Here is a 24,953-nt window from a genome sequence, read left to right as displayed (position 1 = left end):
TTCTCTGAGCTCGCTTCGTCCTCCGTAACCCCTGGACCAAGGCTTCTTCCTCGGATCTACGCCGGCCCTGGAACCTGATGAGTCTTCGGGAATCCTGAAGCTCTATCGTCGGTGTTCGTCTTGCGGCAGCAGTGAGTCAGCTTCCTGGCGATCTCTGGCATGGGGATACCGCGGTCTTTGAGCGCGCGGGCGAAGACGAGCATGTCGTCGTCGATGACGCGGGGCCGTCCGCCGTGGTTGCCGCGGGCCGCGGCGGTCTGCTGGCCTTCGAGGGTCTTCTCGCGGATGTAGTTGCGGTCGAGCTGGGCGGCGACGGCGAGGATGGCGAAGAGCATGGAGCTCATGCCGTGGGGGTCGTAGATCCCGGTGAGCGGGCCGGTGAGCAGTTCGAGCTGGACGCCGTCGGCCTGCAGGGTGGTGGACGGGGTCATCAGTTCGGCGGCGTTGCGGGCGAGGCGTTTGAGTTCGGGGACGGTCAGGATCATCGGCTGGTCCGGGGCGGCCTGTTTGATGTCGCGGGCCAGACGCAGGGCGGCTTCGAGTTCGGGCCGGACCTTGATCCGGGTGCTGATCTTCTCGGAGAAGATCCGTTTGCAGTGCGCGGCGCGGAGGGCCTCGAGCTGGCTGGCGAGGTCCTGCTGGGCGGCGGAGCAGCGGGCGTAGCCGATCCGGATCGCCGTTGCGGGGCTCGCCGGGGCGGGTACCGGCGCGGTCGGTGGGCGTGGTGTCCAGGGCCGGCCGGGCCCGCGGTCATCAGGCACCGCCACGTCCAGCTCCTGCCACAGCGCGGGGACGAGGACGAAACGGGCGGTGTGGTACTTCGTCGCGGTCGCACTTCGGGCAGTCGTGACGTTCTACGACATCTGCCGCCTGATCGGGCGCCAGCTCCATGCGATCAGTCTCTCAGAAGTGCCTCGCAAAACCCTGGAATTGTGAGAGGTTTTCTGTGAATGAAAACCGGGGCGAAACGGACACGGTCCGGGGGTGTCGCAGAACTCTCGCAACTGGTCGGGGGTCGAGACTGGCAGAGTCGTGTGTTCGACTGACCTGTATTCCCGCGAGCAACCCTGTCGATCGTGACCGAGAGTGAGCGTTGGACTCGGTGATCCTCGGTTGGCTTCGGCCCTTGAGGAACACACGCGCCTAACTACCGTGACCCCCATGATTGAGTCCGAGATGGAGATCAACGAAGATCTGGTCCGTGACTTGCTGCGGGAGCAGCATCCGGACCTGGCCGAGCTGCCCATCCGCGAGGTGGTGGGCGGCTGGGGAAACCAGATGTGGCGCCTCGGGGACGACCTGGCCGTCCGGATGCAGCGGATGGACAAAAGCCCCGATCTACAACTCAAGGAACGCCGCTGGCTGCCGCAGCTGGCCTCACGTCTGCCGCTTCCGATCCCGACTCCGGTGCGGAGCGGGACACCGTCCGAGCACTTCCCGAAGATCTGGACGGTCATGACCTGGGTGGAAGGCACGCCCCTGGACCATGGTTCGATCACCCGCGGCGACCACGCGGCCGACATGCTGGCGGCCTTTCTCGCCGCGCTGCATGTGGAGGCGCCCGCCGAGGCGCCGGACGCCGTGGACGTCGGCGCTCACCCCAAGCAGTGCACAGGCGGGTTCGAGCACTTCCTGCGGTCCGTGGACCTCGGCGGCTTCACCGAGGACGACATCCGGGCTGTGTGGGACGACGCGGTGGCGGCCTCCGAGTGGCAGGGCCCACGGGTGTGGGTGCACGGTGACCTGCATCCCGCGAACGTCGTCATCGCGGAGGGCACGCTGGCGGGCATCGTCGACTTCGGCGCAGTCTTCGCCGGCGATCCGGCGTGGGATCTTGCGGCCGCCTGGCTGCTGCTCCCCGCGGGAGGCGCCTCGCGGTTCTTCAACAGCTACGCGCAGGCGGACGAGGCGACGGTCCGACGGGCGCGCGGGCTGGCCGCGATGAAGAGTCTGTTCTTGATGCTGATGGGCCAGAACGGGGACCGTGGCCTGCCCGGCGGCAAGCCGCATTGGGGGCCCGCAGGCCGGTCGGCACTTGATCGTGTCCTGAAGGGCCTTTGACACCAGCATAGATCGACCGGCTCGCCTGGCCCCGTGACTATCACGTGATGACCGGCGGCGTGGGGCTCGGCCCGGCGTGATCGCCGGGGGCGTAGTGGGTCCAGGTGCCGCCGGCGTCGGCGCGGTGCCACTGGGTGGTGATCGGGTGGTAGCCGAGGGCCTGGGCGACGACCGGGGCGGGGGCTTGCAGGACGAGCTGGCGTAGCGCGGCGGTGCGGGCGGCCTGGATCGGGATGCCGAGGGCGCGGATCTGGTCGAGCAGGCTGCAGGGGTGCAGGGGCTGGCCGGCGCGGCGGCCGGGGAACAGCCAGCGGCTGTCCGGGTTCGTGGCGGTGGTCATGTTGTCCCGCCGGGTTGCGGCGGTCAGCAGGAGCGTGGCGAACGGGTCGGGAACCGGGACGGGCGGGTCGCCGAGCCGGAGCAGGACCTGGTCGCCGTCGCGGGTGAGGTCGTCGACGGTGAGGCGCACGATGCGGCTGGCGGGCTGGGCGTAGAGCAGCATCAGGCAGGCCGCGGCGCGGGTCGGCGGCGAGCCGGTCTCGCTGGTCAGGACGGATTTCACCAGGTCGAGGCGGCGCCGCTGGGTGAGAGGCTCCGCGCGGACGATCTGGAGGCGGGGAAGGTCGAGGCAGGGCAGATGGCCGCTGTCCATCGCCCAGGTCAGGAACGTCCGCAGGGAGCGTTTCGCGTGGTCGAGGTGGGTGGCGTGCCAGACATCGACGTCGGTCCGGGTGAGCGTTTCCGGTGTCCGGTCGCGCTCGTCGAGCCAGGCCAGGAACAGCCGGGCCTGGGTAAACTGCGCGGCCGCCTCCTTGCGGGCGTGCGGGGTCAGCGGGCGCGCCGCCGCCCGGTGGCGAAGCCGCGGCAGCTGCGCCCACGTGCCGAACTGGCGCAGCAGCCGGGCGTGGGGGTGGCCGTCGAGCTCGGCCAGCTGGCGGTGCAGCCAGGTCTCGTGGTGCAGCAGCTGCTTGTCGACGGCGGGTAGCACGCCGCAGGCCATCAGCAGGTCCCGCAGGTAGGCGACGGTCCGCCAGTTCGGCAGCGCGTGCAGGGCCTCGTGCGTCAGCGCGACGCGCCCCGTGGCCAGGTCCGCGAGCAGTTCACGGACTCGGGGGTTGCGCAGCCAGGCCAGGCCGGACTTCGGCTTCGGCATCACGCGCAGCGCGTCGAGCAGCGGCACCAGCGGCGGGCTGACGTTCCCGGTGCCGTCGTCGAGGGCGGCAGCGAGCTGGTCGGTGAGGGTGCAGCGTTCGCAGAGCCGGCCGCCGAGCAGCAGGCCCTCGAAACCGCACCGGGAGCAGAAGAAGTCGCGGGTGATGCCGGCGCAGTCCCTGCAGAGGGCGGCCCCGTCGTCGTCGCGGCCGGGAAGGAGCCGTTCGGCCTGGCAACCGGGGCAGCGACCGTAGGTGCGGGCGGCCCGGTCGTAGCAGCTGCGGCAGATCGGCCCGTCCGACCAGTTCGCCGATAGGGACGCCCGCCGCCCGCAGCGCGCGCAGACGCGGATGTGCCAGCGTTCGTACTGCTCAGCGGTGTAGCGGCCGGTCCGGGCCGTCACTCGGGGCGCAGCCGGGCCCGCTTCGGCCGGATCTCACCGGCCAGGTCGACCGGCGCCGGGACGTCGCCGGCGGCCGCCCGCCGCAGCGTCGCGTTGACCGCGCGGGTCACGATGAGCTCGGCCGGGGTGACTTCCAGGATGTCGCAGAGCGCGGCGAGCACCGGCAGCGACAGGCGTTCCGGGGTGCCGGTGACGATCCGGTGGACCTGCGACGCCGACAGGGTGATGCCCCGTTCGGCCAGCAGCGGGACGAGGTCGGTGATGGTGAACAGTCCGCGGGTGGCCATCACCTCACGCAGCCGCCACTGGTAGCTGACCTGCCGCCTGATCGTCATCGCGCCTTCTCCGTCGGCGTCAGGGCCGCCGCCAGGGTCTGGTCGAGCGCGCGGCGCAGGGTGCGGGTCCGGAAGTCCGAGGACACGCAGATGTAGATCGCGGTCGTCGAGGCGTGCTCGTGACCGACCTGCTGCTGGACGAACAGCGCGTCGTAGCCGTCCTCGATCAGATGGGTCACGTAGGAACGGCGCAGCGAGTGGACGTCGAGCGCCGGGTCCAAGCCGAGCGCGTCGCGGTAGGTGGAGAACCGGGCGTTGATCTGCGTGAGCGCGACCCGCGGGGCCCGTTCTGACGGCCAGAGCGCCGGGCAGTCCTGCGGGGCGAGCAGCGGCCGGAACTCCTCCACCCACTCCGCGAGGATCTCCGGGGTCCACGTCCAGACGGTCAGCACGCCGCGCCGTTTCGGTGGCGAGCCCTTCGAGGCCTTGCCGAACCGGACCTGGCAGACGCCGTAGTCCCCGAACTCGGGGCCGTGCGGGTTGCGGCCGAAGTCGGCGAGGTCGAGCATCCGCACCTCCCTGCGACGCAGCCCGTAGGCGTAGGCGACCTTGAACAGCACCGCGTCGCGGAACGCCGGCAGCCAGCCCTTGCGCCCAGCCGCCCGGATCCGGCTGACCTGCTCGTCGGCGTAGTCGAAGAACGCCTGCAGCTCATCGACCGTGAACGCCCGCTTGCCGGGGTCGCTCTCGGACTGCTGGGCGTGCACCGTGGTGTTCCACTCGTGGCAGATCTGCACCGGATGCGCGCCGAACTCCTGCTCACACCGGACCGGCCAACCGTAGGCGGGATCGGTGACGTAGACGCAGAACAGCCGGACCGCCTCCTGGTAATTCCGCAGCGTCGACCGACGCAGGTTCCTCACCGCCCGAAGATCGGTACACCACTCGTCGACCATCGCCGCCGTCCAGGCCCAGGGAAACGCCTCGGCGTGTCGGGTGAACGCCCGCACCGCGCGGACCCGCCCCTCGACCGTGCCCACCGCCAGATTGCGGGCCGTCTGCTGGCTCCCCCAGCCCTCCAGCATCGCCGCGAACACCTGCTCATCCGCCCGCAACAGCGGCACCCCAGCCACCAGGTACAGCCCCGCCGCGCCCGCCACCGACTCCCGATCCACCACCGACCGCAACCTCCCCCCGCCCGAATCCGATGCGGGATTCTTGCATCAGATGCGAAACGGCAGGTCAGGGGTACCCGCGCGCACCGTGCGGCGAACCCGGAGAGGCTGACCGTCTGGTGACAGGAACCGAGAACGCCCAGGTCACGGCCGGTCTAACTGGCGGCGCATGCAGACGGACCTGTATTCGTATCCGGTGCGATTCACGCTAGTTGGAGGATCGGAACGGAAATTGGCGCTAAGCGGTGAGCACCGGTCGGATCCGTCGGTGGTCAAGCGGTACACCGAGCGGCCGAAGACGCCGTACGAGCACGTCTGGGAGATTCGGGCGGCCTGCGACTACCGGGATTTCGGTGACGACGGGGCCGCCGGCGTAGCCGGACATGTCCATGATCCTGTGAACTGCCTCCTGTCAGCCTCACCGACCCCACGGTCGACACAGGCAGGAGAACCAGATCATGCAGCACGACACCGACCTGACCGACATCGCGCCCACACTCGGCGGGTTCCTCAGCCTCATCGCCGCCCTCGTCCGACTGGCCACGAGCCGCCGCGAGCGCCGCCAGCAGACGCGAAACGCTGACTGAAACCCCAGCGGGCCGCCCCGCGCCGAGGCTCCGGACGGAGACATCACCGTCCGGAGCTCTCGCGCGCCGAGCACTCGGCCAATAGCTGCTACGCAACGTGACGAGAGGTGGGGGATCTTTCGAATACGCGACAGTTGAATACGCGACTCTGCCAGTCTCGACCCCTGGTCGCCGCCGGTGGGACGTAGGCAGGGACTCTGACGCGGCCGGTTAATGATCGCTCCGGCGGGCGAGGTGCAGCAGTATTCCGGAGCGACCGGGCCTCGTGCTTCCTGCTGCCCCCGTGAGCAGGCCAGAAACTCGGCGGGACCCGGGAACCCTGGGCCGCTATTAGCTAGTCGAACTCGCCGTCCTGTGTGCCGGCGAGGAAGGCGGCCCATTCGGTGGCTGTGAAGTGCAGGGCCGGTCCGTCTGGGTGTTTGGAGTCGCGGACGGCTCGGCCGCCGTCGGGGAGGGTGGCGACCTCGACGCAGTTGCCGCCGGTGCCGCCGGAGTAGCTGCTCTTGCGCCAGTTCAGTGGGGCGTCCGCGCCGTGGGTGGTCATCGTTGTAGGTCCTCACGTGCCGCTTTGATGATCGAGAGGGTGTTGGGGGTGGGTGCGAGGGCGGAGCTGCGGAGCTGGTTCATCCAGGCTTCGTAGCGTCGGACCTCGGCTTGTTTCTCCAGGTAGAGGCTGCCCGTGGGAGCTTCGATGTAGACCGTCTCGGAGGCTCCGCCAGTGTCGGGGAAGCCCAGGATCGTGAAGCTTGCGATCATGCCGGCGTGGGCGCCCGCGGTGAACGGCACGACCTGGATCGTCACGGCGGGTTGCTCGGCCGCTTCGATGAGCCGGTCCAGCTGGCGGGCCATGACGGTGGGGTTTCCGACGTGGCGGCGGATCACGGCTTCGTCGAGGATCGCCCAGAGTTGCACGGGCTGGTCTCCGGTGAGGATCTTCTGCCGGTTCATCCGGACTTCGACGGCCCGGTCGACTTCGTGGGCGGGTAGCTCGGGTGAGGCGGCGCGGATGACCGCGCGTGCGTAGTCCTCGGTCTGGAGCAGGCCGGGGACGAGCAGGCTCTCGAAGGTCGTGATCGTGGAGGCTTCGGCTTCCAGGCCGATGTAGACCTGGAACCAGCGGGGCACGAGATCGCCGTAGGAGTGCCACCAGGCGGGTCTGCGGTTCTCCTTCACCAGCGCCAGCAGGGCTTGGCGCTGCTCGTCGTCGGTGACGCCGTAGAGATCGAGCAGGTCCGAGACGTTACGCAGGACGAACCGGAACTGGCCGGTCTCCATCCGGCTGATCGTCGGCCCGCTGCGGTGGATGTGTTCCCCGGCCTGGTCGACGGTCAGTTCCTTGGCTTCCCGCAGGCGGCGCAGCTCCGCGCCCAGGCACCGGCGTCGCACGGTGGGGCCTGGTGTGCTCGGCATCGCCCTCCCTTCTCCCGGTAGCAGTCTGCCAGCCCCTGTCTCGGGCCGATCAACGCCGACTCACGTATCCGTCATACGTACTTGCGTATGCGAGTTCCACGGGTGCATCCTGCCAGTACCCCAGCGCCGCCCGTCACAGCGCGGAGGCGCGGAGCGCACGGCACGCCAGGAGATCGTTTCCGGTCGGCAAGGGAGAAGAGCTATGGAGGAACACCGCTTCGTGGTGTGGGACGCGGATGAACGACCACTGGGCGCGTTCGGTGACTTCGACGCCGCCCACGAGTGGGCGCACCGCCGCCTGCGGCAGGCGCTGACACGCCTACCCCTGACCAAGGTCAGCCGCCGTCTGTCACAGGCACGCTGCGAGCTGGTGGCCTGGGTCGAGTTCGCCGTTCTCCCGGTCTGCGACCTACCCGGCCTCGCTCCGGCCATGGGCGACCTGTCGTGCTCCCAGTCCGCGTGGCCCGCGCGCGGATGAACGCCACGATCACCGGCCGCCCCACACGCAGCGCCGTGCGGAGATCGGCATGACGGGCAGCATCTCGGCGGTGATCCGGGTGGCGGTGGCGCGCTTCCCGCCCACAACCGCTGCCGTTCCCGACCTGCGCGCAAGCACTGTCCGCACGCTCACCCGATGGTCCGTCGATCCGGACGCCGTCGACGTCGCCGAAGTCGTCGTCTGCGAGCTCGCTTCCAACGCTGTGAAGGCCAGCGGCCCGGACGATGTCGTGGCGCTGCGCCTGACCATCTGCGATGCGGTGCTGACGATCGAGATGTGGGACGCCAGCACAGCCCCACCAGTTCTGACCGTGGCACATCCGGACCAGGAGAGCGGGCGTGGCCTGGTACTGGTGGACGCGGTGAGCCTGCGATGGGCTTGGTACCGCAGCCGGACCGGGGGGAAGGTCACCTGGGCTCAGCTTCCGGCCGCGACGACTCCGGCCGTCCCCACCGACAGCACGGCAGCGTTGCCGACCCGCGCGGCTACGCCTGTGCCAGCGCCCGCCGCTCCGGTCACCTTCCACGACGACCCGGCCACCTTGCGACGAGTCATCGACCGTCTACGCGCGCTCGACGACTGGCATCGCCCACCACCCGGACGTGGCGTGAGAGACCGGACACCCGGCGGCCAGACACCGAAGGTCCCTGATCAGTTTGTCTCGCCGCTCGATGTCGAGATCATCGGCTATTTCTCGCCCGGCATCAGCAGGACATGGTCGGCTGCGCAGTCCGCATGACCCCGCGTTCCCCTCTCGTTCCCGTCGCGTTGCGCCCGGTCGTGCTGATCGCGCGTATGGCCGCCCTGCCCGAGCTCACACCACCGGAGGACATCGCACGGATACTCGCCACGTTCACCCCACCCATCGACCCGGCCTCGCCGGAATGGGCCGCCCTGCGCACCGCCCTCGACCGCTACGACGCCGCGCACGATCAGGCCGCCTTCGACGCGGCCCGCAGGCAGATCGTCCTTGCCGCCGTCACCCTCCTGCTCGGCCCGCCAGGCTACAGCGCGCCTGACACGCCCGCCCGGTGTCGCGTACCCGCACAGCGCACACCGCCCCCGAGCCGCCGCACGTGACGTGTGAACGCATTTCAGTTACTCGATTGATCCGATCCCGCCAGTCCCTACCCGACAGTCAGCAGTGGAAGGCTTCACCGTGCCCGGATATCCCGCAGAACCTGCCTTCAGGGCGGAAAACCCACCCTTTAACGCCCGCATCGACGGCCACCCGCGTTCTCCCGCCGGAGGACAAGGGCCTGGCCGTGCGGGAGATGTGGGCCCCGGCAGGCAATCAGCTCTGCCGGCAGACCCGGCCGACGACCGGCCGCTCGGGCCGCAGGGCGGAAGCAGCGGTGCGGGGCCGTCGCGGCGCGCGCTGCTCGGGCTGGAACGGGAGTCGAGGAGACCGCTTCGCGCTGGCGCGGTCATCGCCGGGGCCGCGGGTCCTCGCCACGACGATGGCCCGGACCGCTCAGACGAAGCACCGCCGGCGCGACGATCTACGCCCAGCGGTGGCATCGTGACGTCCTGCACGGCCGACGTCTCCCTCGCGCCGCTGCGGAACGCGATGGTCGAACGGATCCTGGCCGCCAAGCCGGTGTCGGCCCCGGTCGAGGCTGCGATGCGCACGGTTCCACGCGAGCTGTTCCTTCCAAACCTGCCACCCGAGGTGGCGTACCAGGACCGGGCCGTGGTCCTCAAACGCGACGTCTACGGGAACCCTGTGGGCTCGGTGTCCCAGCCCTCGGTGATTGCGGCGATGCTGGAAGCGCTGCGGGTCGAACCTGGCCAGCGGATTCTCGAGCTGGGTTCCGGGGGCTACGGGGCCGCGTTGTTGGCGAGGCTGGCCGGTCGGACATGTTCGGTGGTGAGCATCGACCTCGATGAGACCGTGATCCACCGCACCCACGAATACCTGCGCGCGGCCGGCTACACCGGGATCACGGCGCTGGTCGGCGATGGGCGTTACGGGTTCCGGCTCCGCGCCCCCTACGACCGGATCATCGTCACGTTCGACACGCTCGACGTGCCACAGGACTGGTTCGACCAGCTTGTCGAGGGCGGCAGGGTCATCATCCCGCTACACCTGCGCGGTCTCACCCGCACCATCGCGTTCACCAAGACCGGCGGGATCCTGACCTCCGACTCGATCCGACCGTTCGCGTTCGGACCGATGCAAGGATTCGGTGTCCCCCGCCGAACCACCGTGTCCCTCGCAGGCGGGGCACGGCTCGATGTCGGCCCCGACCAGGACGTCGACGTCGACGCCCTGTGCGCCGCCCTCGCCGAGCCACGGCACACGGTGGGAACCGGTGTCATCCTCCCCCCCGGAAACACCCTGCTACCGAGCCTGGACCTGTGGCTGGCCACAGCCCAACAGACCTACGGCCGGCTCCACACCGACACCCGCACCGATCAGCAGGGCCCGGACGCCTCGGCCATCCCGCCCGGTGTGCCAGCAGTCTGGTCCGACGACACGATCGCCTTCCTCGCCCTCGCACAGACCACCGGCACGGGACTCGAACTCGGTGTGATCGCCTACGGGCCGCAGGCAGGCCGGCTCGGAGACCAGCTCGCTCACGACGTCCGTGCCTGGAACACAGAGCACTACGGCAAGCTCCCCACGATCAAGGTCTACCCCCGCGGAATCGTCGAGAAGTCCCCGCCACCGGGCCGGCTTCTCGACCTGCCTTCCGCGCAGGTACTGATCAGCTGGGGCTGATCCATGGCTTCCTCCCGTCCCACCTCCAAATCCGTGCGGAGCGGCCGGCCCACGGGCCGGGCGACCACCGGATCCGCCGAGGAGGATCTTCTGATCGTGCACCGGCACCAAGACCATCCCGAGGGCCGGCGCCGGCTGTCGCGGGCCGAGACCACGGTCCTCGCCGAGGCGCGGGTCCGTCCAGGCCAAGATCTGGTCGACCTCAGCCAGGCATCGACCCTGACACCTGCCGCGCTCTGGGCCGTCGTCCCCGGCGGCAGCGTCACCACCCTCACCCCGACCGCCGTCGCGCTGCAGCGGATACGGCCGACCCCGGAGAACGGCCACACCTGGGGATCGGTCTGGGACTTACTCGAACACCCCGTACCCCTGGCGGACGCCAGTGTCGACGCGGTCATCGGCCGCAGCGTCCTCGGCCCGCTCCGCCACCCCCGTCGGATGCTGACCGACATCGCCCGCGTCCTCAAACCCGGAGGATGGCTGTCGCTGTGCGAGCCCCTGCTCGGGCAGAGCAGACCCGTCAGCCTCGACGGGCTCAGCGCACACGAGATCGCCCAGGCCGAACAGGTCCTCGCGGGCGTGCGCCCCGCCGCCCACGCCTTCACCGCGGCGCATGCGGTCGGCAACGCCCGCCTCGCCGGCCTCCGCCCGGTCGAACACACCGAAGAGACGGTCACCGCCCCCATCATCGGAGTCGCCGCCGCCGACGCCGCGCTGCGCGCTGTAGGCCCGGCGGGAGAATCCGCCTACCAGGCGATCAGCCGCGTCCTCGGCGCCGCGTTCGCCCGCCAGTACGCCGAAGCATGGCGCTCGACCGCCCGCCGACGCCCCCTCATCCTGGAAACCCCCATCGCCTACCTCACCATGATCAAACGGGAGACGAGCAGATAACAGCACCGAGGCCGACCGCGCCCGGCCAGCCTCGGTGAGACGACTGGTCGTTCACCTCTGGCTGCTGCCTTCTCTTCGGTACGTTCCCGGCCTCCCGCGCGGCGGCGGGTTCCGGGGGCGGCAGGATGCCGACCCCCGGGACGGGCACCGTCGGAGGCGGAAAACCATGCCAGTCGCCCGACGTCCACCCTCGCGTCGGGCGCCGGGCCGCCGCACGACTTCTCCGAGCTCAGGACGGCGAGTCTGACCGAGCTGCGGAGGACCCCACAGCCCCGTGAGCTGGGGCTTCGCAGCGTCGGGAGTCCTCCGGCTCTAGAGCCTGAGGACCGTACGGAGCACCCTGCGGGGGAGCTTACGGAGGACCGCTCAGCAGACGATCATGCCTTGCTTCGGAAGGCGAAGGCCCCGGTCACGTCTGTCCGTCGGTGACGAGTCAGCCAGCGCGCCGTGGTAGCCCGGCCGGACGTTCACACCCAGCCGGCAGCTATGAGCCAGAATTTCCCCACAAACGGCGCCCTGCCAGAATAAATTTCAATGTCGATGATGTCAACACCAGACGGGTTTTGAAATACGACGCCTCCGATTTCCGGTGGTAGATGTAGTGCCATCGAGCATCGGGCTGTTCCTGAATGAAACCAAGAACGGAAATCCCTGCGGCAACATAGGCGAGTGCGCGGCCGACACAGCGAAGGTCGCATTGTCAGGTGTCGGTGCTCCCAGGCGGCCGTAGTACGGCGGTTGTGGTCACGGTCTGGGCCGGCGGGGTTGAGGTGGCCGGGGCGGTGGTGCGCTCTGCTCCTCGTCCTCGTCCGAGGGGCCGGGTGGTCCGGCGGGGCGGCCGAAGCGGAGGGTGAGTCCGTCAAGGTCGGCACGGGTGGTGCTGCCGAGGGGTAGCCAGACGGGGCGGGCTGCGGCGAGGTCCACCGCCTCCCGCGAGTTATCGAGCTCGGGTGGGGCGGTGCCCGGTGGGGGGCTGGCGGTGATGACGACAACCCCGCCGGTGATGAGGAGCTGGCGGCGCAGGTTCGCCTCCCGGGTCGGGGTCGGCAGCCAGATCAGGACAGGGCTGACCATCCCGGAGGAGACCGCGAGCTTGGCGTAGCCGGGGATCTTCCCCGCGACCCGGGTAAGGGGTTCGGTGCCGGTGTCGAACTCGACGAAGAAGTCCAGCCGCCGACCCTGGTGGTACCAGGCCCCGAACCCGTCGGGCCGGACCCACTGGCGCCACATGGTGACAGCACGCTTTTCCGACCACCAGAGCACCAGCCCGTCATTGGCCGGCCGGGGACGGCTCGCATGCGCGAACGCGACGAACAGACCGTTGGCGCCCACCGTGTGGTCGAGGAGCCGGGAGTAGATCAGAGACAGGCCCCTGTCTCGCCGGTAGAACTCGCTGACCGGGAGCGCGGCCTGCGCCGCCAGAACCTGGGCACCCGCCGGACCGAGCGTGTAGTGGTAGGGGGTAGCGAGGTCGCCGCGTAGCGGCCGGACCCGGTCCACCGCCCGCAGCTCGGCGAGCAGCGCGAGCCGGGCACGAGCGGTGCGGTCCCCGGAGAAGCAGAGCAGCGCGATCTGGCGGGTGGTGAGGATCTGATGCTCCGCGAGCATCGCCAGCAGCCACCGGTCCCGGGCCGTGAGCCGGCTCGCGAGATACCACACGTGCTCGTCCGAGACCCGCCCGCCCGAACCGGGACGGCGCCGCGGAACCGCCGGCCCGCTCACAGCCCGGTCCCGGTCCCGCGGCAGATGCCGCGACGAGCCCCGACCCCATGGCAGGCGACATGCCGCCAGGCGGGGATGCCCGGCTTACTGGTCCGGCCGTTGACCGCGGGCGGCAGCGACCGGATCCGTGCCGTGTGCGCCGCCGCGCCGGCCTCGGCGTCGGGGACCCGCACGGTGGCGGTGCACACCGGCAGCCGGGACAGGTCACACTCGGCCGGGACCAGGTTCCCGGGCCCGGCGAGATCCCCGGCGTCCTGCGGACGAGATCCGAAAGCAATCGTGCCGCGGGTGCTCGCAAGCACCACGTCGGCAGGATCCCGCGCGACCCTCCTCGAGCGCGACCACGGCCGCAGGCCGGAGACGATGCGGCTCCAGGGGCTGGTGAGCCATTCCGCCGGCTCCGGAGACAGCGGAGGGACCGACGGAGGGACGGGGTGAGGGCCCGCCGGAGGGGTCGCAACAACAATGACCTCTGGCCGTTCCCGCCGGCCCAGCCTTCCACATATCGACGCCGTGTGGAGGAACGCCCGCACCATCCGCCGGTTCACGTGAGGCCTCTGCGTCTGATTCATCTCCGCACGTACCTCTCTCAGCCCGAACGACCGGCCGGACCGTCCTGCGGACCCCGTCTCGTTCGCGCCGGGCCTGCTCGGGGATTCCGTCGAAGTCAGGAAGGTCGGCGTGACCCGATCTCCTGAGTAGTCCGTCGTGTTCTCGGATTCGTGCATCACTCGTGAGGGGCTCCCGTCCGTAACGCGTGGGTTCGTCACCCCTCAGGACGCCATAACCCCTCTGACGGTGATCTGACACTCGTCTGCACCCAGGTCAGCGGGGCTGCGACCCATACCGGAGCCGATCTGACGGTGATCTGACACATCACCCCGAAGAAGAAAGATGATCAGGTGTCAGATCAGTGTCAGATCACCGTCAGACGCCCGGGTATTCACTCGGACCCGAAAAGCCGCCCCGCCCACCAGTCACATGCTCTGTGCTATGTGGGCCGACATTCTGTTGCGGAGGAACCGAGTGCCTCAGCCCCCTCGCCACCCGCCCGGACCCGAGCCACATCCGGGTCATTCCACTCGTCTTCTGGTCCACGGACCGGTGCCCTCCGGCAGGCCGTGCAATGCTCCCGCGGCCCGTTCCATAGCCACCTCCAACAACACCGACGCTCTGGCGCTCGGTGCCACCGGCACGGGAATCGTGACGGCGTCACCGACCGGCCCCACCACCGACAGATCACACTCGTGCGCACGCGGCGTACGGCCATCCCACGGTCGCCACACGCTGCGGGGAAGGAGACGAGGCACTCATCGTCGATCAACCACGGCCACCGCCTCGGAAAGGAATCTCACCGATCCGAGTACCGTCTCGAGGCCGATCCCGGCCCACCCGAAAGCTGCCCACGACCTGTCACCCGATATTTTCCAGGCCGGGTTCCGCTCATCATCGCCCCCGTGTGTGGCATCAGTGGCGTCTCTGTGCGCCGGGTTTCCGCTAACCCCTGCGGAAGGGCCACCTGCGGCGCCGTCGACGTCGACCGGGCAGCCGGAGTGCATGGACGCGACTGCACCCGCAGTGCCGGCTAGGCCGAAAGTCTCGCCGCGCTCCGCCTCGGATTCGCCTCGATTCTCACCGCAGCCGCGGTCCTCCGGCGACCGGCGATCCTCGCCTACTGACTGCACGGCGAGCCCGTCGATCCGCCCGGCGCTGCCCCCGCCGCACGTCACCGTGGATGAGGATGTCCGCGTTCTCTGCGGCACCAGCGGCCGGCCCAGCCAGAGCGAGAGTCCCCTGGCCTGGGCAAACACGATCTGACGGTGATCTGACTGTTGTTGCACATGCAACTTGTGTCAGATCACCGTCAGATCAGTGTCAGATCAACGCCGCCGCCAGCCGGCTCCCCAGCCGGCGGCGCGGGCGGGCTCCGCGAGAGGACATGACACGGCGTCCACACCCCGTCCGGCCCCGGGCGAAGACTTTCACGACGGAAAGCACCGCGACTCCGCCGCCTCACTCGGACTGGCGAACGTACGACCGCGCCAGGCGACTACCGGCAGGAAGCCCGAAGGGCTACCGCCCCTGCGTCCCCCGGTCCTGACACCGATGACCGCTCAGCAATTCACAGACGCGGTCCACGGGCTCGCTGATCTCATCTCGCTCCACCTGGCGCCATCCCTGCCGAGAAAGATCCGACATAGCCCACAGCAGAACCGCGACCGGCTTGAATCAATTGACATTACCGAGCAATAATGATTGCCCATATTCATCCACAGGCCGCCAGGGAATCGGCCGCACACACGCGGGCTGTCAGACAGATGGCCCCCTCAATGATCCATCACTGAAATAGATAGGTGGGATCGACCTCCAACCATGACCATTGCAGCATCTCCAGAGATGTTTTTCAGCGTCACCCCATCCACCAAGATTATCCGCGTCGCCTTCCTGATACGCGCCTCGACCGACGAGGAGAACCAGCCCTATTCGCTCGAGGTGCAGGAGTCCGCGCTACGGACATACGCCTCGAGCCAGCCCGGGTGGATGCTCACGAAGATCTACTCTGATCGCCGTTCCGGTGCCACCATGGACCGACCCGGGCTACTCCAAGCCCTGGCCGATGCCGCCGCCGGACGTTACGACATCCTCCTCGTCTACCGAGTGGACCGCATCGCACGATCGCTACGGCTTCTCTGCCAAATCGTCGATGAACTCGACAAGGCCGGCGTGACGTTCCGTTCCGCCACCGAGCCCTTCGACACCTCCAGCCCCGTCGGCCGCATGCTCATGCAGATGCTGGGCATGTTCGCCGAGTTCGAACGAGCCGCGATGATCGAACGCATTCGTGGCGCCCTGCGCGCCAAGTCGAAGAAGGGCGGATGGCGAGCCGGCCGGCCCCCTTACGGCTACACCACCGACAGCAAGAAGCTCTATCTCGTCCCCATCGTCGAAGAAGCTGCGGTAGTCCAGAAGGTCTTCGAGATGTATGTCCGCGACAAGCACGGATCCCGCGTCATAGCTGCCGCCCTGAACGCACAAGGACTGCGTACCCGCACAGGCAGGCCATGGTCCCACCGGGCCGTCGGAGACATCCTCAAGAACAAGGTCTACACCGGCAAGATCTACTACGACGGCGTCTGGCACGACGCCCCGCACACCCCCATCGTCGACGACGACACCTTCAAGGCCGCGAACGCCACACGCACCACACGGACAGAAGAACGTGCGCTGCGCGCCTCGAACCCCGCCCGGTACGAACTCACCGGCCGGATCGTCTGCCAGCGATGCAACACCGCCTACGTCGGGACCTCCGCGCACGGCCGCACCCGCCACTACCGCTACTACACCTGCCACAACCGGCTGCGCTACGGAACGACCCGATGCGACAACGACCGCATCCGCGCCGACGATCTCGAAACAGCCATCATCGACTCGCTCGTCGAGGTGTACGCCGACTCGAAGATCTTCGAGGCAGCTGTCGCCGCCTACCACGCCAGCACCCTGGAGCCCGCACAGGACCGCAGCGACGACCTCGCACGCCTTGAGACCCAGATCGCATCCACCCGCGGCAAGATCCGCAAGTACCAGCTCGCGTTCGAAGACGGCACCATGCCCGGCGACGCCTGCGGGGACCGGATCCGTGAACTCAACGAGCAACTCGCGCAGGCATGTGACGAACACAACACCTTGAAGATTCAGATCGAGACGCCCCCCGAGCCGCCCACCCTGGCGGAGATCGGAGACATCCAGGAGCTCATCCGCTCCATCCTTCTGCCGACCGCTCCCCCGGCACACACGAGCGGCCCTGACCCGCGCCCTGCGCTACGGAAGGCTACGCTGCACGCACTCGTCGAGGAGATCCGTGTAGACGGCCGGAACAAGATCGAACCGCGGTTCCGTGTCCCGGACCGCGACACGGTTCGCATACTGGACGGTTCTGTGGAGACGAGGGGACTTGAACCCCTAACCCCTGCCTTGCAAAGGCAGTGCTCTGCCAGTTGAGCTACGCCCCCGTGAGGTCGGCCGCTCAGGCGTCGCTGCCCCGAGTGACCGATGCCCCTCAAGAGTACGGCATGACCACCAGCTCGGGGATGGTCCGGCCGGCCCTTGGCCGCTGAGGCCTGACCGTCCAGCGGCCACCGCCGGCGCCACGCCGCCATGGGGCGCTCGCTGCTGTCCACCGGCGGGTCGCCGGCTGCCGTCACCCTGCCCCGCGGACGCGTGGGCGGCGTCGTTCCGCAGTAGTCACACCACGTTCATGGTCACGGGCCGTTCACATGGGTCTTCGTTGTTGGCAGTCGAGGTTTTCCGCCGCGACGCTGCCCACCCACGGTGTGTGTCGGACCAGAGTGCCCCGAATCGGCCGTAACTCGTGACAAACATGCGGCAATGCGTCATGCTCTCCACAACAAGCGTTGTGAACACATATGGCAGGTCTCGTCGACTTGCTCAGTGGGAGCGTTGTTCCGCCGGTTGGGTCTGTGTCCGGTTAGGGCTGTTCCGCCGCCCACGATGCCCGCCTGAGGGCATCGTGGGCGCGACCCGACAGCGGCGAGAAGCGCGCGCTGTGGATAGCTGTGGAAGGTTCCCCGCCGCTGCCGATGGATTCCCCGGGCAACGTGCACCGCCTGCGGAATCCGTTGACGCATTCCCCGCCGCAGTACTCCTGCGACCCACCGTGACCAATCGCCAGCCGCAAGGACGAGCAGGCTGCTGCGGGACACCTGGCCGGCTTCGGAATCCGCCGCCTTGTCAAAGGCCGTCGGGGACGCGGCATCAAGGCCTCCGTCGCCGCACGATGCCCCCATACGGGCAATGTCAGGGTTTTCTCGGACCAAGGCTGTGGACAACCCGTGAGTGGGGCCGGCCAGGTCCTACCCGGTCCGGCTGAGGTCGATCGCCCCTCCGGCCCCTCTCCCATCCGTAGCCCACGGCCAGCTGCTGGCCGGCGGACGGCGGACGGCGGACGGCGGACGGCGGACGGCGGACGGCGGACGGCGGCGAGCATCGTCCGGCTGACGCCGACGGCAGCCGGACGACGAACGGGCAGGTGGCGCCAGCGGGTGGCGCGCATGGCTCTCCACCTGAGAGGGCCTCGGGAGCAGTACCGAGCCGAGCTCGCCGTTGGAGTGCGACAGCTTTTGCTGCTAAGCAAACGTCGTACACTCACTCCCCGCACGGGCAGCGTCCGAATCCTCCAGCGCACTGCACCTGAGGTCATAGATTCCAGTTGACGGCAAGCAAAATCATTGAGTTTCGCCGACAGAACCCTTGCGGGGCTTGCGCTAGCCGATCCTTCAGACACCCTACCTGGAGACCGTCAACGTTTGACGAAGAGCAAAATAATTAGACAGAACCCAGGCGTGGAATTAGTTCGCGAGCACCTCGAAAACCAGCCATGGGTATCGACATAATTTGACAACTCGCAAAATGAACTGCCATGACCATCCACGGGGTTCGTCGATAGATCGACCGGCAACCACCGACGGTTTCTGTAATCGTTTGACGATCAGCAAAATAAAATGACCTACTCCCGCCAGGGAAATCGATACAGAAGGATACGGCACGCGCCCACGGTCATCGGTGAATTTTGACGATAAGCAAAGATCGGTAACCATCACCCTGGCGGGCATCAGTCACCTGATCGTCGCCACGATCCGGGCGGTCATCGTCATCGTTTTACGCCAAGCAAGCTTCGCGAACTGTCACCGTGACGGGATCTCCGGAGTCTGCCGCGCGAGCGAGTGTCGGCCACGACGTTGGTGTGGGCCTCCCGACGGCGGTGCCAGGCACGACGAGCCCGACGGCGCGGCGGGAGGATGGCGCTCGGGGCGGACTCGAGGCAGGCCTGGAGCAGGATCGAGGTGATCCCAGGGCAGGATCGAGGCAGGTTCGAGGCCGGCTCGGGGTGGGCTCAGCCTCGGCGCAGCGTCGGGTCGATGAAGACGAGCCTGTCCCGGACCTTTGTCGCCAGCTCCCGGAAGTCGGAGAAGCAGCGCCGCACGGCGCTCTGCGTTCCCCCGACGGCGCCGTCCCCGGCCCGCAGCTCGAACATCGGCTTGCGGGCGTCCTGGGCAAGGGGCATCAGCGCCGCGTAGTTCTTCATGGTCGCGATCTCGAAGGAACGGTCGCCGTCCGCCGGGGCGGCGGAGCCGAGGACGGAGGTGGTGAACACGCCCGGGATGCGGTCGAGCCACCGCCCGTGACCCTTCGACGGCCGGTCCGCGCGGGCCGGCGGCTCGACCAGGATGTAGCCGATCGGCATCATCAGGCCGCGCGGTGCCGGGATCCGCTCGGGGATCCTCGGCAGGATCGTGCCCTGCCAGGTCACCCGCCAGTCACGCAGGGTCGGTCCGATGTTGCGCAGGCCGCGCAGGGAGAAGAGGTCGGCCGCCAGGGGCATGAGGATCGTGTCGGCCGAGAGCAGCGCCGCGCGGTTGATGGCGCCGAGGTTCGGCCCCACATCGATGATCACGATGTCCGCGCCGGTCTCCCTGGCGCCGTGGTCGATGGCGCGGTGCAGCGCGGTGGTGGTGCGCAGCGCGGCGACGTCCCGGCCCAGGAAGCTGTTGGGCCACGCCGCCGAGAGCCGGTCCTCGAAGCTGGCGAGGTTGACGTCCCCGGGCAGTAGCCACAGGCCGTCCTCGACGGTCACCGGCTCGCTCAGCCGGACGTCCCCGACACCTTCCATGATCGGTTCGATGGCCGTGGCCAGGGTGCCGTTGCCGGGCCTGATCCGGCTGCGGCGCGGGTCGAGCACGGCGGACCGGGGCGCGGACGACCCGAGGTCCTCGTCCTCTTTCCAGAGGCTGGCGAGCTCGTCCTCGTCCAGGAACTGCGCGGTCAGGTTCGCCTGGGGATCGAGGTCCACGGCGAGCACCCGGTGTCCCATCCGCTGGAACATGTGTGCCAGGTGGTAGGCGAGCGTCGTCTTGCCCACCCCGCCCTTGTTGTTGAACAGCGCCATCGAGATCACGCGCGGACACCCGCCCGGCCGCGCACCCGCCCGCGCACCCGCCCGCGCCGCAAGGCACCGCCGCGGCGGCGTGACCCGGTCGGACCGACACAGTCGCGGCGATCCGGGCAGCCGGCCGCAACGCTCACGAACCGTTCCGTCTGCTCCACACCCGGACATTCTGGATCACGCTGATATCGCCGCGCCGGGCGGGCCGGTGCGATCCGGGTGGGACCAGAGGATGGGATCAGGTCCAGGGGCCCAGCGGCGGCCAGGCCGGATCGCCGGCGTCCCGGCCGGTCAGCCAGCGCAACGCCGGCAGCGTCGGGACGTCCACCCGGACGACTTGCGGGCCCCGCCCCACGGCGCGCGACGGCCGGTCCCCGGGGGTCAGCAGGACGGTGACCTCGGCGGGCAGCCGTTCGGGCAGCAGCCGCGTGCTCCACGCCCACTCCGCCTCGACGTAGGCGGGGCTGAGGTCGTCCCACTCCGGGCCGCCGCGATCGGTCAGCGCGAGGTCGACGAGGTGGATCTCGGCCTCACGCCACCGCAGGAACACCAGGTCCGCCACACTCGTCGCGCCGCGCGCCGCGGTCAGCCCCAGGCCCCCGCGCCAGACGTCGACGTGGGTGCCGTCCCAGGCTCGTTCGAGCCGGGCCACCGCGCCGGCAAGGTCGGCGAGCAGCAGGTCGGCCGGCTGGTGGGCGCCCGCCTCGATGCCGCCGTCGCGCTGCGTCAGGCCGCCCGGGTACTGCGCCACGACCCGTCCTTCGGCGGCCGCCCCGAACATCCCGGTGTGGCTGTCGGCGTTCCTCGCCAGGTGGGTGACGAGGTGGCCGACGGTCCAGCCGGGCAGCAGGGACGGGCGGCGGGCGGTCGTGTCGTCGACGCGGGCGACGGCTTCGAGCAGCCTGGCGTGCGACCGCGCGCAGCCCAGCAGGATGTCGAGCGGCACGGCGGACGGTGTGTACTCCGGTCCCGGCAGCGGGCTCGGCGCCGCCAACCGCCGCAACGACGGCGATGGCGATGGCGATGGCGGCGACGAGACCGGTGGGACCGGCGAGAGCGACGGTGAGCCCGAACGAGGCCCGGCGTGGGCATCCATATATCCAGAGTGCTCCTCCGCGCACCGCCGGCGCCACTTCGCCGCGCGCCGGCGGGTAACCGGTCTGCCGCGCGGCGCCACAACATTGCCGCCGCATAGCGGCACGGATCGGCGCGTCCGCCGGCAAACATGCTCAGCACGACGCGAATCAACGATGGAGAGCGCTGATGGATACCGACTTCGCAGGGTCATCCAGCCTTTACAAGGGGATCCCTTGTCGCGCGTCAATCGGGCTGTCACGCTGACCCGGCGCCGACAATGCCGTCGAGCCTGTCCACACCGATGAGCTCACGGAGAAGTCGTGAACAGTGGCGAGGCCAACGCGGTGGTGATCCCGGCCGCCGACGACCACGATGCGCCCGCGTCCCCGCCGGCCGTATCCGCCGCACCCTCGCACCCGCCATCGAGTTCGTCGGTGTCGCGAAGGAATACAGCTCGCGCGCCGGTCTGGTGGGTGCGGTCTCGCGGGTGGATCTCAGCATCGAGCAGGGCGAGTTCTTCTCACTGCTCGGCCCGTCCGGCTGCGGCAAGACCACCACCCTGAGGATGATCGCCGGATTCGAGGAACCGACCCGCGGGCGCATCCTGCTCCACGGCCGCGACGTCACCGCCGTCCCGCCCAATCGGCGCGATGTGAACCTCGTCTTCCAGAGCTACGCGCTCTTCCCACACCTGGATGTCGCCTCGAACGTGGCCTTCGGGCTGCGGCGCCGCGGGGTCCGCGGCCAGGAGCTGCGCAGGCGGGTCGGCGAGATACTCGAGCTCGTCGAGCTGTCCGGGCTCGCCGACCGGCGGCCCCGGGCGCTCTCCGGCGGCCAGCAGCAACGGGTCGCGCTCGCCAGGGCGCTGGTTAACCGGCCGCGGGCCCTGCTGCTGGACGAACCGCTCGGAGCCCTCGACCTGAAACTGCGCCAGACGATGCAGATCGAGCTCAAGCGAATACAGCGCGAGGTCGGCATCACGTTCGTGTACGTGACACACGACCAGAGCGAGGCGCTCACGATGTCGGACCGGATAGCGGTGATGAACAGGGGCCGCGTCGAGCAGCTCGCCGCCCCCCGGGAGATCTACGAAAGGCCTGGAACCCGGTTCGTGGCCGGATTCATCGGCACGTCGAACCTGCTGCGCCGATCGGTGCGGTCCGTCGATCCGGCCGGCGTGGACGGAACTCCGGTGGCGGTTCTCGACTCCGCCGCCGAAGAACGCCTGGTGGTTCCGCTCCGGCCGGAGCTCGGCCGGCCAGCGACCGGATCCGAGTTGGAGATGACCGTCCGGCCGGAGAAAATCACCCTGGGTGTGACGCGCCCCAACGGAACGTGCTGTGCGCTGCACGGTCGGGTCACCGAGGTCGTCTATCTGGGCACGTACACGACATACACGGTGTTGACGCACGGTGGATCCGAGATCACGGTTTTCTGGCAGAACAGCGCCGACGCGACGAACATCGCAGACCGGGGCGACGAGGTGTGGCTGTCGTGGCTGCCGACGCATTCCTTCGCCCTCGCACCGAGCGCCCACGCAAAGAGCACCCCGCCGAGCGCCCTTGCACCGAGCGGCTCCCTGCGGGAAGACCAGAACCACACGGAGGGACTCGCATCGTGACCAGCAATGACCGGCAGGGAATTCCCGCGGCACCGGGGGCGTCGCACGGGGCGGTTCCCGACCCGGCGCTGCTGCGCGGCCTGACCAGACGTCGTTTCGACCGACGGGACCTCCTGCGCCTCACCAGGGCGGCCGGTAGCGCCGCGCTCCTGGCCGCCTGTGGGGTCAAGGGCGAGGCCGGTGATTCGGCGCAGGCCGCCGACGTCGCCGGCTACTGGGCGGGCAAGGCGAAGGCGGGAACGCTCGACTTCGCGAACTGGCCGCTCTACATGGATGTCGGTAGCACCGACGCGGAGCGTCCCTCGCTCGACCTGTTCACCCAGGAGACGGGCATCAAGGTCACCTACCGCGAGGTGATCCAGGAGAACGAGTCCTTCTTCGCCCAGATCCGGCCCAGCCTCGCCGAGAACCAGCCTATCGGGTACGACCTGATGGTTCTGACCAACGGCATCACCCTCAGCCGGGTCATCCAGCTCGGTTACCTCGCCCCGCTCGACCACAAGAGGCTGCCCACCTTCGCCGCCAACGCCGACCCGAGCGTCAAGGATCCCGCGTACGACCCGGGAAACCAGTTCACCGTGGCCTGGCAGTCCGGTATCACCGGCATCGCCTACGACCCGGAGAAGACCGGCCGGGAGATCACCAGTTTCGCCGACCTCATGGACCCCGCCTTCGCCGGCAAGGTCGGGATGTTCGGTGAGAACCAGGAGCTGCCGAACCTGGCGCTACTCGGCATCGGCGTCGCCCCGGCCGACTCCGCTCCGGAGGACTGGCGGCGCGCGGCCGACAAACTGATCGAGCAGCGCGACGCCGGAATCGTCCGCAAGTACTACGACCAGAGCTACATCGACTCACTCGCCGGCGGCGACCTGTGGATCTCGATGGCGTGGTCGGGGGACGTCTACCAGCAGCTCGCGGCCGGGACGAAGCTGAAGTTCGTGGTGCCGGAGGAAGGCGGCCTGATCTGGACCGACAGCATGTGCATCCCGAGGACCGCCGCGCACCCGGTGGACGCCCTCACCTACATGGACTTCGTGTACCGGCCCGACATCGCCGGGATGCTGGCCGAGTACATCAACTACATAACGCCGGTGCCGGCCGCCCGTGACCACGTCTCCCCCGAGCTGGCCGAATCCACGCTGCTGTTCCCGACCCGCGCGGAGTTCGACCGTGTGCACCGCTTCCGGGTGCTGACGACGGAGGAGGAGACCGAGTGGAACAAGATCTTCCAGCCGGTCTACCAGTCCTAGCGGGCAGCCCCCGCGGCGCGCACGGCCGGGCCGGCGCTGACGACCCCGGCAGCACCAACGACCCAGGCAGTGCTGACGATCCAGGCGGCACCCGCGGCACTGGCACGGAGGTGTCGCGCGCTCGCGGTGGCGGGTATCGACGCCGTATCTGCTGGTGCTGCCCGGTGGCCTGTGGCTGGTCGCCTTCTTCGTGATCCCGATGCTGGTCATGCTGTCCATCTCGGTGCAGACCGGCAATGTCGTCGACCGTGCTGGGAATGATGATCGGGATCTCGCTGGGAAAGCACCGCTTCCGCGGCCGGGCCGGTGTGGAGTTCCTGCTGTTCTCCAGCATCTCCGCGCCCGAGGTGGTGCTCGGCGCATCCCTGCTCTCCCTGTTCATCACCCTCGGGGTGCCGCGGGGCTATCTGACCATCCTCATCGCGCACGCGATGTTCAACATCTCCTACGTGGCGGTGGTCGTGCGCGCGCGGCTCGCCGGATTCGACACGTCCGTCGAGGAGGCCGCCCGCGACCTCGGCGCGGGCCCGTGGACGACCTTCCGCCTGGTCACCCTGCCGATGATCGCGCCGGGCGTGCTGAGCGCCGCGCTGCTGGCGTTCGCGCTGTCGATCGACGAGTATGTGATCACGACATTCAACGCGGGAAGCACGCTCACCTTCCCGCTGTGGGTGTTCGGCGCGACCCGGGCGGGTGTGCCGCCCCAGGTGAACGTTCTGGCCACCATCATCTTCATCAGTGGCGTAACGCTCGCGCTACTCAACGCGGTGGTGCTGCGCCGCCGCCGGACCTGATGGCGCGCTCCCGCGTCTGCGCGGGCCCGCGCGGACGGACAGGCAAGCGCGACCTGCCAGCCGGTGGCTAGGCGCGGCTGGCAGGTGGGCGCGGCCGGCGACCGGGCACGCCCACTCGCCGGCCGGGCCGGTTGGCTTCGGTCAGCGGTTCCCCGCCGCGGACGTCGCCTCGCGCCACAGGTCGATCTCGTCCTTGTTCCTGCGGCGACGGGCGGCGGTGAGGAGTGCGCCGGCGCTCGCCACGAGGGCGACGACAGTGAACTTGCGCATACCGACTCCCCTTCGTCGACTGCCTTCGCCAGCCACCGTATCTCGGCGGGATGGCCCCCGCCCCCGACGATCGTGATCCG

Annotated in this window: 22 protein-coding genes, 1 tRNA gene and 1 pseudogene; 11 read left to right on the top strand and 13 right to left on the bottom strand. The window is 69.1% G+C overall.

All coding sequences use genetic code 11. The features are described 5' to 3' along the window. Positions 1-56 precede the first annotated feature (56 nt). A complete protein-coding gene (locus tag FRANEAN1_RS00200) occupies positions 57-767 on the bottom strand; it encodes a recombinase family protein (RefSeq protein ID WP_012157487.1) in 711 nt (236 codons plus the stop codon). Positions 768-1,161: 394 nt separating this feature from the next. On the opposite strand from FRANEAN1_RS00200, the gene FRANEAN1_RS00195 reads away from it, so the two are divergent. Beyond that, positions 1,162-2,061 carry a phosphotransferase gene (locus FRANEAN1_RS00195; protein WP_012157486.1) on the top strand — a complete coding sequence of 300 codons (900 nt, stop codon included), beginning with the start codon at positions 1,162-1,164 and terminating at the stop codon, positions 2,059-2,061. 40 nt (positions 2,062-2,101) lie between these two features. Here FRANEAN1_RS00195 and FRANEAN1_RS00190 read toward each other — a convergent pair whose 3' ends face one another. Genes FRANEAN1_RS00190 through FRANEAN1_RS00180 form a run of 3 tightly spaced genes read right to left on the bottom strand, consistent with a single transcriptional unit; the run spans position 2,102 to position 4,988 of the window. Then, positions 2,102-3,616: a hypothetical protein gene (locus FRANEAN1_RS00190; protein WP_012157485.1), complete on the bottom strand. Its 1,515-nt coding sequence runs from the start codon at positions 3,614-3,616 to the stop codon at positions 2,102-2,104. Continuing rightward, on the bottom strand, positions 3,613-3,951 hold the full coding sequence (locus FRANEAN1_RS00185) for a helix-turn-helix transcriptional regulator (RefSeq protein ID WP_012157484.1): 339 nt from the start codon (positions 3,949-3,951) through the stop codon (positions 3,613-3,615). The genes FRANEAN1_RS00190 and FRANEAN1_RS00185 overlap by 4 nt, the downstream gene beginning before the upstream one ends. Then, positions 3,948-4,988: a site-specific integrase gene (locus FRANEAN1_RS00180; RefSeq protein WP_049795864.1), complete on the bottom strand. Its 1,041-nt coding sequence runs from the start codon at positions 4,986-4,988 to the stop codon at positions 3,948-3,950. The genes FRANEAN1_RS00185 and FRANEAN1_RS00180 overlap by 4 nt, the downstream gene beginning before the upstream one ends. A gap of 536 nt (positions 4,989-5,524) precedes the next feature. Here FRANEAN1_RS00180 and FRANEAN1_RS42835 point away from each other — a divergent pair. Next, positions 5,525-5,653, top strand: coding sequence for a hypothetical protein (locus FRANEAN1_RS42835; RefSeq protein ID WP_347176922.1), 129 nt, complete (start codon positions 5,525-5,527; stop codon positions 5,651-5,653). A 334-nt stretch (positions 5,654-5,987) separates the two neighbouring features. Here the strand turns inward: FRANEAN1_RS42835 and FRANEAN1_RS00175 are convergent, their stop codons facing one another. Both FRANEAN1_RS00175 and FRANEAN1_RS00170 read right to left on the bottom strand, forming a co-directional pair. After that, on the bottom strand, positions 5,988-6,197 hold the full coding sequence (locus FRANEAN1_RS00175; RefSeq protein ID WP_012157482.1) for a DUF397 domain-containing protein: 210 nt from the start codon (positions 6,195-6,197) through the stop codon (positions 5,988-5,990). Further along, entirely contained in the window at positions 6,194-7,063 is an 870-nt protein-coding gene (locus tag FRANEAN1_RS00170; RefSeq protein ID WP_012157481.1) for a helix-turn-helix transcriptional regulator, read from the bottom strand. The genes FRANEAN1_RS00175 and FRANEAN1_RS00170 overlap by 4 nt, the downstream gene beginning before the upstream one ends. Before the next feature lie 202 nt (positions 7,064-7,265). Between FRANEAN1_RS00170 and FRANEAN1_RS00165 the strand changes: the two genes are divergently transcribed. From FRANEAN1_RS00165 to FRANEAN1_RS00145, 5 genes are all read left to right on the top strand, one after another. Next, the gene (locus tag FRANEAN1_RS00165; protein ID WP_012157480.1) at positions 7,266-7,541 is read left to right on the top strand and encodes a hypothetical protein; all 276 of its coding nucleotides are present in this window, start codon (positions 7,266-7,268) and stop codon (positions 7,539-7,541) included. A gap of 49 nt (positions 7,542-7,590) precedes the next feature. Continuing rightward, the gene (locus FRANEAN1_RS36700; protein WP_012157479.1) at positions 7,591-8,301 is read left to right on the top strand and encodes an ATP-binding protein; all 711 of its coding nucleotides are present in this window, start codon (positions 7,591-7,593) and stop codon (positions 8,299-8,301) included. Then, on the top strand, positions 8,298-8,642 hold the full coding sequence (locus FRANEAN1_RS00155; protein WP_157472219.1) for a hypothetical protein: 345 nt from the start codon (positions 8,298-8,300) through the stop codon (positions 8,640-8,642). The genes FRANEAN1_RS36700 and FRANEAN1_RS00155 overlap by 4 nt, the downstream gene beginning before the upstream one ends. 442 nt (positions 8,643-9,084) lie before the next feature. Then, positions 9,085-10,287, top strand: a complete 1,203-nt coding sequence (gene fxlM, locus FRANEAN1_RS00150) for a methyltransferase, FxLD system (protein ID WP_012157477.1) — start codon at positions 9,085-9,087, stop codon at positions 10,285-10,287. A gap of 96 nt (positions 10,288-10,383) precedes the next feature. Beyond that, a complete protein-coding gene (locus FRANEAN1_RS00145; RefSeq protein WP_198145432.1) occupies positions 10,384-11,178 on the top strand; it encodes a methyltransferase domain-containing protein in 795 nt (264 codons plus the stop codon). A 744-nt stretch (positions 11,179-11,922) separates the two neighbouring features. Here the strand turns inward: FRANEAN1_RS00145 and FRANEAN1_RS00140 are convergent. The 6 genes from FRANEAN1_RS00140 to FRANEAN1_RS00120 all read right to left on the bottom strand — a co-directional run bounded on the left by FRANEAN1_RS00140 (position 11,923) and on the right by FRANEAN1_RS00120 (position 20,807). Continuing rightward, positions 11,923-12,900 carry a replication-relaxation family protein gene (locus tag FRANEAN1_RS00140; RefSeq protein ID WP_012157475.1) on the bottom strand — a complete coding sequence of 326 codons (978 nt, stop codon included), beginning with the start codon at positions 12,898-12,900 and terminating at the stop codon, positions 11,923-11,925. After that, positions 12,897-13,205, bottom strand: coding sequence for a hypothetical protein (locus tag FRANEAN1_RS00135; protein WP_041253461.1), 309 nt, complete (start codon positions 13,203-13,205; stop codon positions 12,897-12,899). Before FRANEAN1_RS00135 ends, FRANEAN1_RS00140 begins: the two co-directional genes overlap by 4 nt. A gap of 2,374 nt (positions 13,206-15,579) precedes the next feature. Then, positions 15,580-16,578 (bottom strand): hypothetical protein, encoded by a 999-nt coding sequence (locus tag FRANEAN1_RS42830; protein WP_347176921.1) that lies wholly within the window; start codon positions 16,576-16,578, stop codon positions 15,580-15,582. Between the two features lie 259 nt (positions 16,579-16,837). Further along, positions 16,838-16,910: transfer RNA gene (locus tag FRANEAN1_RS00130), tRNA-Ala, on the bottom strand. 1,901 nt (positions 16,911-18,811) lie between these two features. Then, positions 18,812-19,873: an AAA family ATPase gene (locus FRANEAN1_RS00125; protein ID WP_012157471.1), complete on the bottom strand. Its 1,062-nt coding sequence runs from the start codon at positions 19,871-19,873 to the stop codon at positions 18,812-18,814. A gap of 226 nt (positions 19,874-20,099) precedes the next feature. After that, the gene (locus FRANEAN1_RS00120; protein ID WP_041255212.1) at positions 20,100-20,807 is read right to left on the bottom strand and encodes a maleylpyruvate isomerase family mycothiol-dependent enzyme; all 708 of its coding nucleotides are present in this window, start codon (positions 20,805-20,807) and stop codon (positions 20,100-20,102) included. 528 nt (positions 20,808-21,335) lie between these two features. Here FRANEAN1_RS00120 and FRANEAN1_RS00115 point away from each other — a divergent pair. The 4 genes and pseudogenes from FRANEAN1_RS00115 to FRANEAN1_RS00105 all read left to right on the top strand — a co-directional run bounded on the left by FRANEAN1_RS00115 (position 21,336) and on the right by FRANEAN1_RS00105 (position 24,603). Then, the gene (locus FRANEAN1_RS00115; RefSeq protein WP_347177291.1) at positions 21,336-22,559 is read left to right on the top strand and encodes an ABC transporter ATP-binding protein; all 1,224 of its coding nucleotides are present in this window, start codon (positions 21,336-21,338) and stop codon (positions 22,557-22,559) included. After that, on the top strand, positions 22,556-23,809 hold the full coding sequence (locus tag FRANEAN1_RS00110; protein WP_012157468.1) for a spermidine/putrescine ABC transporter substrate-binding protein: 1,254 nt from the start codon (positions 22,556-22,558) through the stop codon (positions 23,807-23,809). The genes FRANEAN1_RS00115 and FRANEAN1_RS00110 overlap by 4 nt, the downstream gene beginning before the upstream one ends. Positions 23,810-23,957: 148 nt before the next feature. After that, a pseudogene (locus FRANEAN1_RS42825) lies at positions 23,958-24,056 on the top strand (ABC transporter permease); the annotation flags it as partial. Next, positions 24,046-24,603, top strand: a complete 558-nt coding sequence (locus FRANEAN1_RS00105) for an ABC transporter permease subunit (protein WP_012157467.1) — start codon at positions 24,046-24,048, stop codon at positions 24,601-24,603. The pseudogene FRANEAN1_RS42825 and the gene FRANEAN1_RS00105, both read left to right, overlap by 11 nt. Before the next feature lie 141 nt (positions 24,604-24,744). Here the strand turns inward: FRANEAN1_RS00105 and FRANEAN1_RS00100 are convergent, their stop codons facing one another. Continuing rightward, on the bottom strand, positions 24,745-24,873 hold the full coding sequence (locus FRANEAN1_RS00100; RefSeq protein WP_018504118.1) for a DLW-39 family protein: 129 nt from the start codon (positions 24,871-24,873) through the stop codon (positions 24,745-24,747). Between the last annotated feature and the right edge of the window lie 80 nt (positions 24,874-24,953).

The organism is Parafrankia sp. EAN1pec, assembly GCF_000018005.1.
In the GTDB taxonomy this organism is placed as follows: Bacteria; Actinomycetota; Actinomycetes; order Frankiales; family Frankiaceae; genus Parafrankia; species Parafrankia soli.
The sequence above is the reverse complement of the archived record's forward strand: the minus strand, read 5'-3'. Positions and strand labels throughout refer to the sequence as shown.

Excerpts from the sequence above, each read along its gene's own strand:
- FRANEAN1_RS00170 (WP_012157481.1), bottom strand. The coding sequence starts at position 7,063 with ATGCCGAGCACACCAGGCCCCACCGTGCGACGCCGGTGCCTGGGCGCG.
- FRANEAN1_RS00100 (WP_018504118.1), bottom strand. The coding sequence starts at position 24,873 with ATGCGCAAGTTCACTGTCGTCGCCCTCGTGGCGAGCGCCGGCGCACTC.
- FRANEAN1_RS00185 (WP_012157484.1), bottom strand. The coding sequence starts at position 3,951 with ATGACGATCAGGCGGCAGGTCAGCTACCAGTGGCGGCTGCGTGAGGTG.
- FRANEAN1_RS00165 (WP_012157480.1), top strand. The coding sequence starts at position 7,266 with ATGGAGGAACACCGCTTCGTGGTGTGGGACGCGGATGAACGACCACTG.
- FRANEAN1_RS36700 (WP_012157479.1), top strand. The coding sequence starts at position 7,591 with ATGACGGGCAGCATCTCGGCGGTGATCCGGGTGGCGGTGGCGCGCTTC.
- FRANEAN1_RS00105 (WP_012157467.1), top strand. The coding sequence starts at position 24,046 with ATGTCGTCGACCGTGCTGGGAATGATGATCGGGATCTCGCTGGGAAAG.
- FRANEAN1_RS42835 (WP_347176922.1), top strand. The coding sequence starts at position 5,525 with ATGCAGCACGACACCGACCTGACCGACATCGCGCCCACACTCGGCGGG.
- FRANEAN1_RS00175 (WP_012157482.1), bottom strand. The coding sequence starts at position 6,197 with ATGACCACCCACGGCGCGGACGCCCCACTGAACTGGCGCAAGAGCAGC.
- FRANEAN1_RS00155 (WP_157472219.1), top strand. The coding sequence starts at position 8,298 with ATGACCCCGCGTTCCCCTCTCGTTCCCGTCGCGTTGCGCCCGGTCGTG.
- FRANEAN1_RS00195 (WP_012157486.1), top strand. The coding sequence starts at position 1,162 with ATGATTGAGTCCGAGATGGAGATCAACGAAGATCTGGTCCGTGACTTG.